At 68.4% G+C, this 12811-nt stretch carries 14 protein-coding genes; 6 read left to right on the top strand and 8 right to left on the bottom strand.

All coding sequences use genetic code 11. The annotated features are described in order from the left end of the window. The first annotated feature begins 34 nt into the window (after window positions 1–34). The 5 genes from ACSVC7_RS27870 to ACSVC7_RS27850 all read left to right on the top strand — a co-directional run bounded on the left by ACSVC7_RS27870 (window position 35) and on the right by ACSVC7_RS27850 (window position 4645). Complete coding sequence (locus ACSVC7_RS27870) at window positions 35–259, top strand: ATP synthase subunit C family protein (protein ID WP_109120341.1); 225 nt, start codon at window positions 35–37, stop codon at window positions 257–259. Between the two features lie 88 nt (window positions 260–347). Then, window positions 348–995: a F0F1 ATP synthase subunit B family protein gene (locus ACSVC7_RS27865; RefSeq protein ID WP_448207703.1), complete on the top strand. Its 648-nt coding sequence runs from the start codon at window positions 348–350 to the stop codon at window positions 993–995. Beyond that, the gene (locus ACSVC7_RS27860) at window positions 995–1477 is read left to right on the top strand and encodes a F0F1 ATP synthase subunit B family protein (RefSeq protein ID WP_448207702.1); all 483 of its coding nucleotides are present in this window, start codon (window positions 995–997) and stop codon (window positions 1475–1477) included. The genes ACSVC7_RS27865 and ACSVC7_RS27860 overlap by 1 nt, the downstream gene beginning before the upstream one ends. Window positions 1478–1615: 138 nt before the next feature. Further along, window positions 1616–2416: a DODA-type extradiol aromatic ring-opening family dioxygenase gene (locus tag ACSVC7_RS27855; RefSeq protein WP_448207701.1), complete on the top strand. Its 801-nt coding sequence runs from the start codon at window positions 1616–1618 to the stop codon at window positions 2414–2416. Between the two features lie 189 nt (window positions 2417–2605). Continuing rightward, window positions 2606–4645 carry a sensor histidine kinase gene (locus ACSVC7_RS27850; RefSeq protein WP_448207700.1) on the top strand — a complete coding sequence of 680 codons (2040 nt, stop codon included), beginning with the start codon at window positions 2606–2608 and terminating at the stop codon, window positions 4643–4645. Window positions 4646–4649: 4 nt separating this feature from the next. Here the strand turns inward: ACSVC7_RS27850 and ACSVC7_RS27845 are convergent, their stop codons facing one another. After that, window positions 4650–5348, bottom strand: coding sequence for a class II aldolase/adducin family protein (locus tag ACSVC7_RS27845; protein WP_448207699.1), 699 nt, complete (start codon window positions 5346–5348; stop codon window positions 4650–4652). Between the two features lie 58 nt (window positions 5349–5406). Beyond that, complete coding sequence (locus ACSVC7_RS27840) at window positions 5407–6411, bottom strand: WD40 repeat domain-containing protein (protein WP_448207698.1); 1005 nt, start codon at window positions 6409–6411, stop codon at window positions 5407–5409. Between the two features lie 22 nt (window positions 6412–6433). Here ACSVC7_RS27840 and ACSVC7_RS27835 point away from each other — a divergent pair, with 22 nt between their 5' ends. Next, on the top strand, window positions 6434–6676 hold the full coding sequence (locus ACSVC7_RS27835; RefSeq protein ID WP_448207697.1) for a hypothetical protein: 243 nt from the start codon (window positions 6434–6436) through the stop codon (window positions 6674–6676). Between the two features lie 45 nt (window positions 6677–6721). Here ACSVC7_RS27835 and ACSVC7_RS27830 read toward each other — a convergent pair whose 3' ends face one another. Genes ACSVC7_RS27830 through ACSVC7_RS27805 form a run of 6 tightly spaced genes read right to left on the bottom strand, consistent with a single transcriptional unit; the run spans window position 6722 to window position 12537 of the window. Beyond that, complete coding sequence (locus tag ACSVC7_RS27830; RefSeq protein ID WP_448207696.1) at window positions 6722–7099, bottom strand: hypothetical protein; 378 nt, start codon at window positions 7097–7099, stop codon at window positions 6722–6724. A gap of 7 nt (window positions 7100–7106) precedes the next feature. Next, on the bottom strand, window positions 7107–8150 hold the full coding sequence (locus tag ACSVC7_RS27825; RefSeq protein ID WP_448207695.1) for a formate dehydrogenase subunit gamma: 1044 nt from the start codon (window positions 8148–8150) through the stop codon (window positions 7107–7109). Then, complete coding sequence (gene fdh3B, locus ACSVC7_RS27820; RefSeq protein WP_448207694.1) at window positions 8147–8743, bottom strand: formate dehydrogenase FDH3 subunit beta; 597 nt, start codon at window positions 8741–8743, stop codon at window positions 8147–8149. Before fdh3B ends, ACSVC7_RS27825 begins: the two co-directional genes overlap by 4 nt. Window positions 8744–8763: 20 nt before the next feature. Continuing rightward, entirely contained in the window at window positions 8764–11652 is a 2889-nt protein-coding gene (locus tag ACSVC7_RS27815) for a formate dehydrogenase subunit alpha (protein WP_448207693.1), read from the bottom strand. A gap of 13 nt (window positions 11653–11665) precedes the next feature. Beyond that, on the bottom strand, window positions 11666–11872 hold the full coding sequence (locus ACSVC7_RS27810) for a formate dehydrogenase (RefSeq protein WP_448207692.1): 207 nt from the start codon (window positions 11870–11872) through the stop codon (window positions 11666–11668). 53 nt (window positions 11873–11925) lie between these two features. Beyond that, window positions 11926–12537 carry a TorD/DmsD family molecular chaperone gene (locus tag ACSVC7_RS27805; protein WP_448207691.1) on the bottom strand — a complete coding sequence of 204 codons (612 nt, stop codon included), beginning with the start codon at window positions 12535–12537 and terminating at the stop codon, window positions 11926–11928. Between the last annotated feature and the right edge of the window lie 274 nt (window positions 12538–12811).

Below are 12811 nucleotides of genomic sequence, written 5' to 3'. Positions count from 1 at the left end.
TCTCAGTTCACCCTTACCTAGAGGAATGAGTACCATGGAAGCTGAAGCCGCCAAGTTCGTCGGTGCCGGTCTGGCCGTTATCGCCCTCGCCGGCGTCGGCATGGGTATCGGCAACATCTTCTCGACCCTGATCGGCTCGATCGCCCGCAACCCGGCCGTTCAGCCGAAGGTCTTCCCGATCGGCATTCTGGGCTTCGCGCTGACCGAAGCCGTCGCGCTCTTCGCGCTGCTGATCGCCTTCCTGATCCTGTTCGCCTAAGGCCCGAGCGGACCTCAAACATTCGCTCTGACGCGGCGCCGGGCTCTCGAAGTTTCGGCGCCGCATTCTTGCCTAGGGGGACCGATCCATGCCGAACCTGTTGGCCAAGCGACGGCTGGTCCGCTGGTCGGGTGTTGCGGGCGCCTCGCTCGCCACTCTGACCGTGCTCGCCGGCAACGTCCTGGCGGCGACGGCGGAGCACGCACCGGACGCCGCCGCGCATGGCGGCGAGCATGCCGGCGGCCTGCCGCAGCTCAATCCCGCCACCTTCCCCACCCAGATCTTCTGGCTGGCGCTGACTTTCATCGCCCTCTACTACCTTCTGTCCAAGAAGGCTCTGCCGCGCGTGGCGGAGGTGCTGGAGGAGCGCCAGGAGCGCATTTCGCGCGACCTCAGCAAGGCCGCCTCGCTCAAGGAGGAGGCCGAAGCCGTTCTGGCCCAGGTCGAGAAGTCCCTCGCCGAGGCCCGCACCCAGGCCCAGACCCTCATCGGTCAGGTCGCGGCCGAGATCGACTCGAACAACCAGGCCCGTCAGGCCAAGCTGAACGCCGACATCGCCGAGCGTCTGCGCACCGCCGAGGCGAACATCGCCGCGGCCAAGGACCAGGCTCTCGCCAACGTCCGTTCGGTCGCCGCCGACATCGCCCGTGACGTTGCCGGCCGCCTGGCCGGTGTGGACGTCGACGCGGCTTCCGCCGATGCGGCTGTCGCCGCCGTGATCGAGGAGCGTCGGTGATGCTGAAAGCCCCTGAATTCTGGGTTGCCATTGCCTTCCTCATCTTCGTCGTCCTGGTGTGGAAGAAGGCTGCCGCCGCCATCAACGGTCTTCTCGACGCCCGCGCCGAGAAGATCCGGGCGGAACTGGACGAGGCCCAGCGCCTGCGTGAGGACGCGCAGGCCCTGCTCGCCAACTATCAGCGCCGTCAGGCCGACGCGCTGAAGGAAGCCGAGGCTGTCCTCTCCCACGCCCGCGAGGAGGCCGCGCGCCTCCGCACGCAGGCCGGTACTGACCTCGAAGCGTCGCTCAAGCGCCGCGAGACCCAGGCCATGGACCGCATCGCCCAGGCGGAAGCTGCGGCGCTGGCGGAGGTCCGCAACCTGACGGTCGACGTCGCCGTGACGGCCAGCCGCCGCATCCTGGAATCCGGCATCCAGCCGGCCCAGGCGGACAAGCTGATCGATCAGGCGATCGCCGAACTGCCGAAGCACCTGCACTGAGCATTGCTGTTCCGGCATCGTTGCTGTCCCAGCAACGGAGTTTCGAAAAACCCCGGCCTTGGCGCCGGGGTTTTTCTTTGGTCGAATGCCCATTTGAACTATGCGCCCATTTGACCGGACGCAACCCGGAGCATCGCCATGACCACCCTCCCCTTCCCCAGCGCCCCGTTTCCCAGTGTCTTCGTCTCCCACGGGGCCCCGACCCTCATCATTGAGGACTCGCCCGGCCGTGACTTCCTGGCGGGGTTGGGCAAGCGGCTCGGCAAGCCGAGCGCGGTGATCGCGGTGTCCGCGCACTGGACAACCCACGCGCCCGCCATCAGCGGTGCCGAGCATCCGGAAACCATCCACGACTTCTACGGCTTCCCGCGCAAGCTCTACACCTTGCACTATTCCGCCCCCGGCATCCCGGCCGCGTTGGCCGACCGGGTGCGGGCGCTGACCGGAGCCGCCATCGATCCCAGCCAGGGGCTCGACCATGGCGCCTGGGTGCCGCTGATGCTGATGTACCCGGACGCGGATATTCCCGTCGCCCAGCTCTCCGTGATGCCGGGTCGCAGCGCGGCCGACCACATCGCGCTCGGGCGCGCGCTGGCGCCGCTGCGGCGCGAGGGGGTGCTGATCCTCGGCAGCGGCGGGGCCGTGCACAACCTCGGCGATTTCCGTTTCGGTGAACGGACGGAGGCGCCCTGGGCCAAGGGCTTCGCCGATTGGCTGGACGGCGTGCTCACCGTCGGCGATGCCGACTCGGTGGCCTTGTGGAAGGTCCGCTGCCCGGAGGCGCGCCTCGCCCACCCCACCGACGAGCATTTCCTGCCCCTACCGGTCGCGTTCGGGGCGGCCGGGGAGGCGGTGCGGACCGAACGGCTGCACGCCGGGTTCGAACACGGCAGCATCGGCATGCACGCCTACGCCTTCCACGGCGCTGCGGATTCCTGATTGGCGCCGGCCGATTATTCGCAGCCGATTATTCGCACTTGTCTGTTTGCGCCCCGGGCGCGCCAAGCTACAATCCGCGCCGCCCGACCGTGCCCACGGTAGGGTTGTGACAACGGCGGGCCTTGACCGGCCCGCAGCATCTCGGCCGGATCTCTTGTCCTACGAACGACAGCGCGTACGGGAGTTGGCGTGAAGCGGAACGGCACCCTGCCCCGGTTCGGCGAACTCCCGCGACTCAGCGGTGTGACTCGCCTCGGCGACCTGTCCCGACTGCGTGATCTGACGATCGCCACCCGGATCGGCCTCGGCTTCGGAATCGCCTTTGCGCTGGTCCTGCTGGTGGCGCTGATCGGCGTCGTCTCGCTCTACGGCGTGACGCGCGAGGTCGGCACATTCTCCAGCTACGCCGACGCGTCCCAGGCGGCGGCCGACCTCGACATCGGGCTTCGCGACCTGGAGGTCGCCGTACGCGACCACCTCGCCACGGGCGACCAGCAAAGCCTGTTCGACGCCGGCCTGCGCCGCGACGGCGTGCTCGACAAGCTGACCATGCTGTCGTCGGCGGTCGGCACCCCGGCGGACCGCCGGTCGGTGGAGGAGGCGCGCCGCGCGCTGGACGCCTATTGGGGTGGCTTCGAGAAGCTGGTCGCCCTGCGCGCCGAACGCGCCCGGCTCACCGACGACGTTCTGGAGCCGCAGACCACGCTGATCCGGCAGGGCCTCGGCAAGCTGAAGGACGCCGGCGGCGTCGATTCCGCCGCTTTGGCCAGCGACGCGACCGTCTCCATCCTGATGATGCAGGACAACCTGTCGCGCTTCATCGAGCGGCGGGACGACCGTGACGCCCTGCGCATGCGCGCCGAACTGGGCGAGGCGCGCAACCGGCTGGCGGAGATGAACCGCTACCTGTGGGTGCCCGGCACGCGCCAGACCATCGATGAGGTAACGGCGACGCTGGGCCAAGTCGGCAACGTGCTCGACCAGATCGAAAAGGCGCTGGTCGAAGAAGACGAACTGCGCGCCAACACCCTGACACCGAACGCCGCCGCCGTCGCGGCGCACGCCACGGAGGTGCGCCAGCGCAACGACGCCGTCGCGGCTGACCTGCGCGGCGGCATCGCCGCCCAGGCTTGGCGCTACGTGAAGATCGCTTTCTGGGTCGGGCTGGTGGTGATCGGCATCGGCCTGGTGGTCATGTGGATCGTCAACCGCAGCGTCAGCCGGCCGGTCAACGCCATGGCCGACGCCGTCACCGCGCTCGCCGTCGGCAAGACGGACATCGCCCTGCCCGCCGCCACCGGTCGCGACGAGATCGCCACCATGGCCCGCGCGGTGGGGATCCTGCGTGACAACACCGCGGAGATGGAGCGGCTGAAGCAGGAGTCGGCGGAGACGCACGGCAAGCTCCTGCGCGAGAAGGAGCGGGCCGACGCCGCCAACCTCTCCAAGACCAATTTCCTCGTGAACATGGGACACGAGTTGCACGGTCCGCTCAGCGACATCGTGACCACCAGCCAGTCCCTGATGAGCGAGCTGCACCGGCTGGGCGTCGGCGAACTGGCGACCGAGGTCGAGCAGATCCAGTGGAGTGGCGAGCAGCTCGTCACCCTGGTGGACGCCATCCTCGACTACGCCAAGATCGAGGCCGGCACCATGGACGTGGTCCTTCAGGACTTCGACGTGAACCGCCTGCTGGTGGAGGTGCGGGAGCGCGTGCTGCCGGTGGCCGACCTCAACGGCAACGGCGTGACGGTCAAGGCCGACGCGGCGCTGGGCCAGATGTATTCGGATTTCACCAAGGTCCGTCAGGCGCTGCTCAACCTGCTCGACAACGCCTGCAAGTTCACCCACGGCGGCACCGTGACCCTTTCCGCCGAACGGTTCGAGCGCGACGGCACCCAGTGGCTGCGCTACACCGTGGCGGACACCGGCGCCGGCTTCCCGCCCGCGCAGACCGGCCGCCTGTTCCAGCCCTTCGTCCAGGGCGGCGGCGCCGCGACCGGCGCCAACGGCAAGCGCCGGGGCGCCGGGCTCGGCCTGACGCTGGTCGGCCATTACGCCGCCATGCTCGGCGGCGACATCGAGGTGGCGAGCGAGCCCGGCAAGGGCACACGCATCACGCTGTCGCTGCCCGCCTACTATCACCCGCCGGAAGAGGATCGCCCCCTTCAGGTGGAAATCGTCGATCCGTCCGCCAAACGGCCGCTGTTGACCGTGGCGGAGCGCTGACCCCTCACACGTCCCGAGGCCGGACGGTGTCCTCCGGCACCGCGTTCTCGTCCGGCGACTGGCCGTACTTCATGCGGCGCATCTTCTCGGCCACACGCTCGATCTCGTCGGGCGGCAGGATCGGCGGGGTGCCGAGCAGGTGGGCGTAAAGGTACTGGCGGGCCAACGACTCCACCTCGACCGCCAGCGCCAGCGCCGCCTTTACCGATGTGCCCAGCACGATCATGCCATGGTGGGCGAGCAGGCAGGCCATCCGCCCCTCCAGCGCGGTCACGGCGTGGTCGGACAGCTCCTGCGTCCCGAAGGTGGCGTAGGGCGCGCAGCGGATCGAATCGCCGCCGGCCATCGCGACCATGTAGTGGAAGCTCGGGATACCACGCCCGTGCACGGCCAGGGCGGTGGCGAAGGTCGGGTGCGCGTGCAGCACCACCTCCACGTCCGGCCGCGCCTTCAGGATGTCGCGGTGGAAGCGCCATTCGGACGAGGGGCGGCGGCTGCCCAGATAGGTGCCGTCGAAGCCCATCTCAACCACGTCGGCCGCCGTCATCTCATCGTAGGGAAGGCTGCTGGGGGTGATGAGGAAACCGCCCTCCACCCGCACCGACAGGTTGCCCGACGCCCCCTGGTTGACGCCCGACCGGTTCATGGCCCGGCAGGTCTCGACGATGGCTTGGCGCTGGGTCTCGTGCGGAAGGAGGATCATCGCGGCGCGTCTCCGGTTCGGCGGGGAAGCGGAGCGGGCCACGGGCGCGCCCCAACTGTCAAGGGTCGCCGGAGGGGCCGCCGGGCGCGTGGGCGAGCTGCGCGGCCACATCCCAATGGCGGACCACCCCGTCATAGCCCGCCGACAGCGCGCCGCGCCCGTCGGGCGTGAAGGTCACCGCCCACACCGGCTTATCGTGCCCATGGAGGGCCGCAAGCTGCCGGCCGCTGGCCACGTCCCACAGCCGCACGCGCTGGTCCCCTCCCCCGCCGGACAGCAGCGTCTGCCCATCCGGTGCGAAAGCGACGGAGGTCACGAAGCCCGTGTGCCCGTAGAGCGTTCGGACCGGCTTTCCCGTCTCCAGGTCCCACAGCCGCACCGTCTCGTCGCTGGAGGCCGTTGCCGCGAGCCGCCCGTCCGGCGCGATCGCCAGCGCGTTCACGCTGCCCTCGTGTCCTTCCAGCACGGACAACTCCCGCCATGTGGTCGTGTCCCAGACGCGTACCCGGAAATCGTAGCCGGCCGAGACCAAGCGGCGCCCGTCCGGCGCGAAGGCGACGGCGTTGACGTTGCCCGTGTGTCCCTCCAGCGTGCGAACCAGGGCGCCGCTGTCGACCTCCCACACCTTCACGGCGGGGTCCCAGCCGGCCGAGGCGAACAGCCGTCCGCCCGGCGCGACCGCCAGCCCTACCACGTTCGCCGTGTGTCCCTCGTAGCTGTGCAGGAGCGTCCCGCTCTCCAAATCCCACAGCTTGATGGTCGTGTCGCGGCTGGCCGTCAGCCCCCGTTTGCCGTCGGGCAGAAAGGCGACGGCGTTCACGCCGGCCGTGTGCTCGCGCAGAGACGCCAGTTGCTTGCCCGAGGCCAAGTCCCATAGGATGGCGGAGTAGTCCCAACTGCCCGTCAGGGCGCGCGCGCCGTCGGGGGACACGGCCACGGCGTTCACCATGGCGCCATGCCCGATCAGGTCGGCCGCTTGGAGCGGGAAGGAGACGAGGACGGCCACAACCACCGCCGACAACTTGGCGCTGTACGGGCTGATGGATTTTGCACTATCATCCAAGCGTGTGCTCAAGGAGCGAGCGATGCCCCCGGAACGCGATTCGGAACTGTTGTCGAAAATCGACCTGCTGATCGAACTGGCTCGGCGGCAGGACGAAAGCACCCGCCAGCTCGATAGCCGCGTCCGGGTGCTTGAAAGAGAAATCGCCGAATTCCGGGGTGAGGTGCGGGGGCGGCTTGACGAAATGAGCAACCGCATCGGCGACGTCAACGCGCGGCTTCCCGTTCCCATCGCCTACGCCCCTCCCAACAAGCCGGCGGCTTGAACGCCACCGGCCGATGGGTAACAGGCGTCGGCGCCCGGAGTGCCGTTATCTCCAGGTGTTCCCGCGCGCGACGGCGGGGTTGAGCGTCGTCCGGTTAGGCTCGTAGGAGCCGCCCTCGGGCAGCGTGTAGCCGGACACCTGATGGCGGAACGGCGCGACCGGCGTACCGGTCATCGCGTCCACCGTCATCTGGTTGACCAGAAAGGCCGAGTTGCCGGCCGTGGCCGGCATCATGGCGGCGACCCGATAGGCGGGCGTGCCGTCCTCCAGCGCGACCTCCGTCACGCGCAGAACCTGCACGTTGTAGGTCTGCTCGACCATCTGCTTGATCTGGTCGGCGCTTTTGCCGGGGCTCTGGGCGGCGGCCGGGCCGGTCACGGCTCCGGCCAGCAGCAACCCGGCGATCAGCGAACGCATGCTCACGGTGACCTCACTCGGCGGGGGCGTGGTGGCGGCCGCCGTGATGGCCGCCATTGTGACCGGGGTGATGGCCGGGGCGCTCGCCCGTCACCTCCTCGACCCACAGCGAATGGTGCTCGCGCGCCCATTGCAGTTCGACCTCGCCGCTGCCCATGGCGTCGAAGGCACCCTCCATGCCGACGGAGCCGATGTAGATGTGCGCGATGACGATCGCGATCAGCAGCACCGCCACGGCGGAGTGGATGAGCTGGTACAGCTGCAAGTCCGCCGTCGTCCCGAAGGTGAAGGGGAAGACCAGCTGCACCCCGGTGAAGCCCAGCGCAGCACCGCCCAGCACTGTCGCCCAGAAGATCACCTTCTGGCCGGCGTTGAACTTCTTCGCCGACGGGTGCACGCCCTTGCTGAACAGGCCGCCGGCCTTCAGCGCCCAGGTGATGTCGTTGCGCTCCGGGATGTTGTGCCGCACCCACATCAGGAAGACCAGCACCACCCCGACGATGAAGGCGAAGCCCAGGTAGTTGTGGGCGAACTTGCCGTAGCTGGTCATCGCGGCGAAGACGTCCGGTCCCAACAGCGGCAGGATCGTGTGGCGCCCGTAGAGGACGTTCAGCCCGGTGACCGCCAGAACGACGAAGCTGCCGGCGGTCAGCCAGTGCACCCCGCGCTCGAAGGCGTTGAAGCGCTGGATGGTGCGGCCGGTCCTGGCGCCGTCGATGCGGATGCGGCCGCGCACCAGGAAGAACAGCACCAGCAGGCCCAGGATGCCGCCCAGCACGTACCCGCCGTAGCTGGACAGCGGGCCGTTGCGCAGGGTGCGCCACACCTCCCCTTCCGCCTGGACCAGCACGCCGGCCCGCTTGTTGGGGATGGAGACGAGCCCCTGCTCCCCCTGCCGGATGCCGCGCCAGTAGTCGGCCTTCGACGGGACTTGCGCCTGGGCCTGGGCCGGCGCGGCTTCCTGCGCCGAGCCGGGCGCGACGTTCCCCAGCAGCAGGGTCAGCGTCAACAGCATCAGGCCGGCAAAGCGGCGGATCAGCGCGGGGGTCATGGTCATGACCCCGCTTTGGCCTGATAGGCGGTGCCCCAGCCCCAGGCGCCCGAGCCGTAGCCGCGGGCGACGACGCGCTCGCGGTAGATGTCGGACACCTTGTCCGCGTCGCCGGCCAGCAGCGCCTTGGTCGAGCACATCTCCGCACAGAGCGGCAGCTTGCCCTCGGCCAGACGGTTGCGGCCGTACTTCTTGTACTCCGCCTCCGAATTGGCGGCCTCGGGACCGCCGGAGCAGAAGGTGCACTTGTCCATCTTGCCGCGCGTGCCGAAGTTGCCGGCCTGCGGGTACTGGGGCGCGCCGAACGGGCAGGCGTAGAAGCAATAGCCACAGCCGATGCACAGGTCCTTGTTGTGCAGGACCACGCCCTGCTCGGTCTGATAGAAGCAGTCGACCGGGCAGACGGCCTTGCACGGCGCGTCGGAGCAATGCATGCAGGCGACGGAGATCGACCGCTCACCCGGCTTGCCGTCGTTGATGGTGACGACGCGCCGGCGGTTGATGCCCCAGGGCACCTCGTGCTCGTTCTTGCAGGCGGTGACGCAGGCGTTGCATTCGATGCAGCGGTCCGTGTCGCAGAGGAATTTCATGCGGGCCATGGTGATCGTCTCCGTCCGTATCAGGCCGCCGTGATCCGGCAGAGGGTGGTCTTGGTTTCCTGCATCTGCGTGACCGAGTCATAGCCGTAGGTCGTGGCGGTGTTCGCCGCCTCGCCCAGCACGACCGGGTCGGCGCCCTGCGGGTACTTGGACCGCAGGTCCTGGCCCTGGAAATGGCCGCCGAAGTGGAAGGGCATGAAGGCCACGCCGCGCCCGACGCGCTCCGTCACCATCGCCTTGACCCGCACCCGGCCCTTCTCCGCGCCCTCGACCCAGACCATGGCGCCGTCCTTGATGCCGGCGTTGTTGGCGTCGAAGGGGTTGATCTCCACGAACATGTCCTGCTGCAGCTCGGCCAGCCACGGGTTCGACCGGGTCTCGTCGCCGCCGCCCTCGTATTCGACCAGACGGCCGGAGGTCAGGATGATCGGGTATTCCTTCGACACGTCGCGGTCCTGGATCGACTTGTAGAGCGTCGGCAGGCGCCAGGACTTGGTGTCCTTGTAGGTCGGGTAGCTCGCCACGAGGTCGCGGCGCGGAGTGTAGAGCGGTTCGCGGTGCACGGGCACCGGGTCCGGGAAGTTCCAGGCGACGCAGCGCGCCTTGGCGTTGCCGGCCGGGTTCAGGCCATGCTTGATCGCCACGCGCTGGATGCCGCCGGACAGATCGGTCGTCCAGGAGACGGCACCGATCTTTTCGCCGCCGATCTTCCTGATGACGGCCATCTCCGCCTCGGTGAAGTCGCCGGCCCAGCCCAGCTTCTCCAGCATGGCGAAGGTGACTTCCGGATAGCCGTCCTTCACCTCCGACCCCACGGGGTAGGAGTTCTCGGCCAGCAGGTTGGCGCCCTTGTACTCGACGCCGAAGCGGGCGCGGAAGGCGCCGCCGCCCTCGGCCACCGGCAGGGAGGTGTCGTACAGGTTGGCCGTGCCCGGATGCTTCATCTCCGGCGTGCCCCAGCAGGGCCACGGCAGGCCGTAATAGTCGCCGTCGCACGGGCCGCCCACGGCGCGCAGCGTGGTCTTGTCGAAGGTCCCCTGATGCTGCATGTGCAGCTTCAGACGCTCCGGCGACTGGCCGGTGTAGCCGACCGACCACATGCCACGGTTCCATTCCCGCGTGATGTCCTCGATCACCGGCTCGGTGCCGTTGACCTTGATGTGCTTGAACATCGGCTCGGCGAAGCCGAACTTCTTCGCGAACAGGTACATGATCTCATGGTCCGTCTTCGCTTCGAAGAGCGGCTCCATGATCTTGTCGCACCACTGCACCGACCGGTTGGACGCGGTGCGCGACCCGGTGGTTTCGAACTGCGTGGCGGCGGGCAGCAGGTAGAAATTGTCCTTCCGGTCCGACAGGACGGCGGTCATGGTCGGGAACGGGTCGACGACGACCAGCAGTTCCAGCTTCTCCATCGCCTTCTTCAGGTCGGGAAGGCGGGTCTGGCTGTTTGGGGCGTGACCCCAGAAGACCATGCCCTTGATCGCCTCGGGCTGGTCCATGTTCTCCTTGGCTTCCAGGACGCCGTCGAACCAGCGGGACACCGGGATGCCGGTGGCCTCCATCAGCTTCTTGTCCTTGAAGCGGGCGAGAACCTCGTCATAGGACACGTCCCAGACGCGCGCCCAATGGCGCCACGCGCCCTCCGCCAGCCCGTAATAGCCCGGCAGCGAGTCCGACGTGACGCCGAAGTCCGTGGCACCCTGCACGTTGTCGTGGCCGCGGAAGATGTTGGTGCCGCCGCCCGACACGCCGACGTTGCCCAGCGCCAGCTGGAGCACGCAGTAGGCGCGGGTGTTGTTGTTGCCGATGTGGTGCTGCGTGCCGCCCATGCACCAGACCAGCGTGCCCGGACGGTTGGTCGCCAGCGTGCGGGCGACGCGCTTAAGCTGCGCGCCCGGAACGCCGGTGACCCGCTCCACCTCCTCCGGCGTCCACTTGGCGACCTCGGCGCGGATGTCGTCGAAGCCGTAGACGCGCTTGGCGATGTAGTCCTTGTCCTCCCAGCCGTTCTCCAGAACGTGCCAGAGGATGCCCCAGATCAGGGCCACGTCGGTGCCGGGGCGGAAGCGGATGTACTCGTTCGCCTTGGCGGCGGTGCGGGTGAAGCGCGGATCGGCGACGATCAGCGGGGCGTTGTTCTGCTCCTTCGCCTTCAGGATGTGGAGCATGGCGACGGGGTGCGCCTCGGCCGCGTTGGAGCCGATGAAGAACAGCGCGCGCGACTTCTGGATGTCGTTGTAGCTGTTCGTCATGGCGCCGTAGCCCCACACGTTCGCCACGCCGGCGACGGTGGTGGAATGGCAGATGCGCGCCTGATGGTCGACGTTGTTCGTGCCCCAGAAGGCGGCGAACTTGCGGAACAGATAAGCTTGCTCGTTGCTGTGCTTGGCGGAGCCGAGCCAGAAGACGGAATCCGGGCCGGACTTCTCGCGGATGGACAGCAGCTTGTCGCCGACCTCCTGGATCGCCTGATCCCAGGAAATCCGGGTCCACTTGCCGTCCACCATCTTCATCGGATAGCGCAGGCGGCGGTCGCCGTGGGCGTGCTCGCGCACCGCGGCACCCTTGGCGCAGTGGGCGCCCAGGTTGATCGGGCTGTCGAGGCTCGGCTCCTGGCCGATCCACACGCCGTTCTGCACCTCGGCGGTGACGGTGCAGCCGACCGAGCAGTGGGTGCAGATGTTTTTGACCAGCTTCACCGGCGCGCCGGCGGGGGCTGCGGGGGTGGTCGCCTCGGCCTTCTTCACCATGCCCAGCGGCAGGGTGGCGGCGACGGCGGCGCCACCGGCGGCGATGCCGGAGGCACGGAGGAACGAACGACGGTCGACGGTGTTACCGGTCAAGCCGGAGACCATCTTCGCGAGCTGCCGGCCACCGGCCGCGGCCGCCTTTTTCTTCGTCAGCATGGGGCGGTTCCTCTTAGAAGCGGCTCAGCTCGTAGACCGTCCGCACATGGTCGGTCTCGCGGTAGCCCTGGCTGGCGGCGTTCGCCGCATCGGCGGCCTCGGCCGGTTCGGTGCCGACAGTGACCCCAGCGGCGACCGCGCCCAGCGCGCCGACGCCCAGGCCAGCCGCGCGGAACAGGTCGCGCCGCGCGAGAGTGCCCTTATCCTTTTTGTCCCACATGTTCCTCACCCCTTCAGCCCGACGCACCCGCGTTTCCCGATGTTCATTGTTCCTCACGCCGCCATGTCGAAGGCTTGCGCCTCGACCTCCAGGAAGCGGCGGCCCAGCGTGCCGACCGCGCCGTAGAAGGCAGCGGATGGCGTGGTCTCCAGGTCGGCGAAGAAGCGCCCGGCCCAGGACCCGATGTGACGGTCGAAAAAGCGCCGCTGCTCGGCGAGGGCGGCCGGTTCACCGAAGGCTCCGGTGATCAGCCCCGCCATCATCTCCGCCAGCGCGGCCATGTGGTCCTCGGGCTCCTTCACGTCGTCGGCGCGCGCGATGCCCAGGCGCGCCATGTCGTCGCGCAGCTCGGCCAGCGGCTTTTCGTGCAGGAAGCCGGTCAGGTAGTAGGAGGCGTAAGGGGACAGGATGCCGCCGCCGACGCCGATGAAGAGGGTGTTGAACTCCTCTTCCACCGCGGCGGCGTCGGTGCTGCGCGCGGCCTGTCCCAGCCGGCCCCAGGCCTGCCCGAAGGGACTGCCGTCGCCGTCCAGTTCGGCCAGCGCGGCCAGGAACTCCGCGCCCGGCGGCCGCGCCAGCAGGCGCGCCAGCAGAGCGTAGACCTGCGCCCGCTGCAATTCCTCCGCCGGCAGTGCCGACGGATCGTGATCACCGGCCATGGACACGGCGCTCATCCCTCCCAAACGACATGCGGGGACACGCCAAGCCCCGAACGTCGCGCACGATCTTTCTTCAGGCAGCCTTCCGGCTCGCCCGTTGATGCGTCACGACGTCCTGGGCTGGCGCCCAAGACGCCCCCAACCATCAACCTTATATTGCACCTGCGAAAAGCCCCATGGAAACAGGGACTTACTTGCAAGGCTTGAGCTATTAAAGGGCGGAATTGCGGAATTTGTCAACAAACGTTGACGGGACTTTTCCGTGAGAAAAGGCTTATAT

It is taken from the genome of Azospirillum mesophilum, from assembly GCF_053470405.2.
This window is presented reverse-complemented; position numbering and strand designations above follow the sequence as displayed.

Bases quoted from the DNA above. Each gene is read 5' to 3' on its own strand.
- ACSVC7_RS27870 (WP_109120341.1), top strand. From the start codon at position 35: ATGGAAGCTGAAGCCGCCAAGTTCGTCGGTGCCGGTCTGGCCGTTATC.
- ACSVC7_RS27865 (WP_448207703.1), top strand. From the start codon at position 348: ATGCCGAACCTGTTGGCCAAGCGACGGCTGGTCCGCTGGTCGGGTGTT.
- ACSVC7_RS27860 (WP_448207702.1), top strand. From the start codon at position 995: ATGCTGAAAGCCCCTGAATTCTGGGTTGCCATTGCCTTCCTCATCTTC.
- ACSVC7_RS27855 (WP_448207701.1), top strand. From the start codon at position 1,616: ATGACCACCCTCCCCTTCCCCAGCGCCCCGTTTCCCAGTGTCTTCGTC.
- ACSVC7_RS27845 (WP_448207699.1), bottom strand. From the start codon at position 5,348: ATGATCCTCCTTCCGCACGAGACCCAGCGCCAAGCCATCGTCGAGACC.
- ACSVC7_RS27835 (WP_448207697.1), top strand. From the start codon at position 6,434: ATGCCCCCGGAACGCGATTCGGAACTGTTGTCGAAAATCGACCTGCTG.
- ACSVC7_RS27825 (WP_448207695.1), bottom strand. From the start codon at position 8,150: ATGACCATGACCCCCGCGCTGATCCGCCGCTTTGCCGGCCTGATGCTG.
- fdh3B (WP_448207694.1), bottom strand. From the start codon at position 8,743: ATGGCCCGCATGAAATTCCTCTGCGACACGGACCGCTGCATCGAATGC.
- ACSVC7_RS27815 (WP_448207693.1), bottom strand. From the start codon at position 11,652: ATGCTGACGAAGAAAAAGGCGGCCGCGGCCGGTGGCCGGCAGCTCGCG.
- ACSVC7_RS27810 (WP_448207692.1), bottom strand. From the start codon at position 11,872: ATGTGGGACAAAAAGGATAAGGGCACTCTCGCGCGGCGCGACCTGTTC.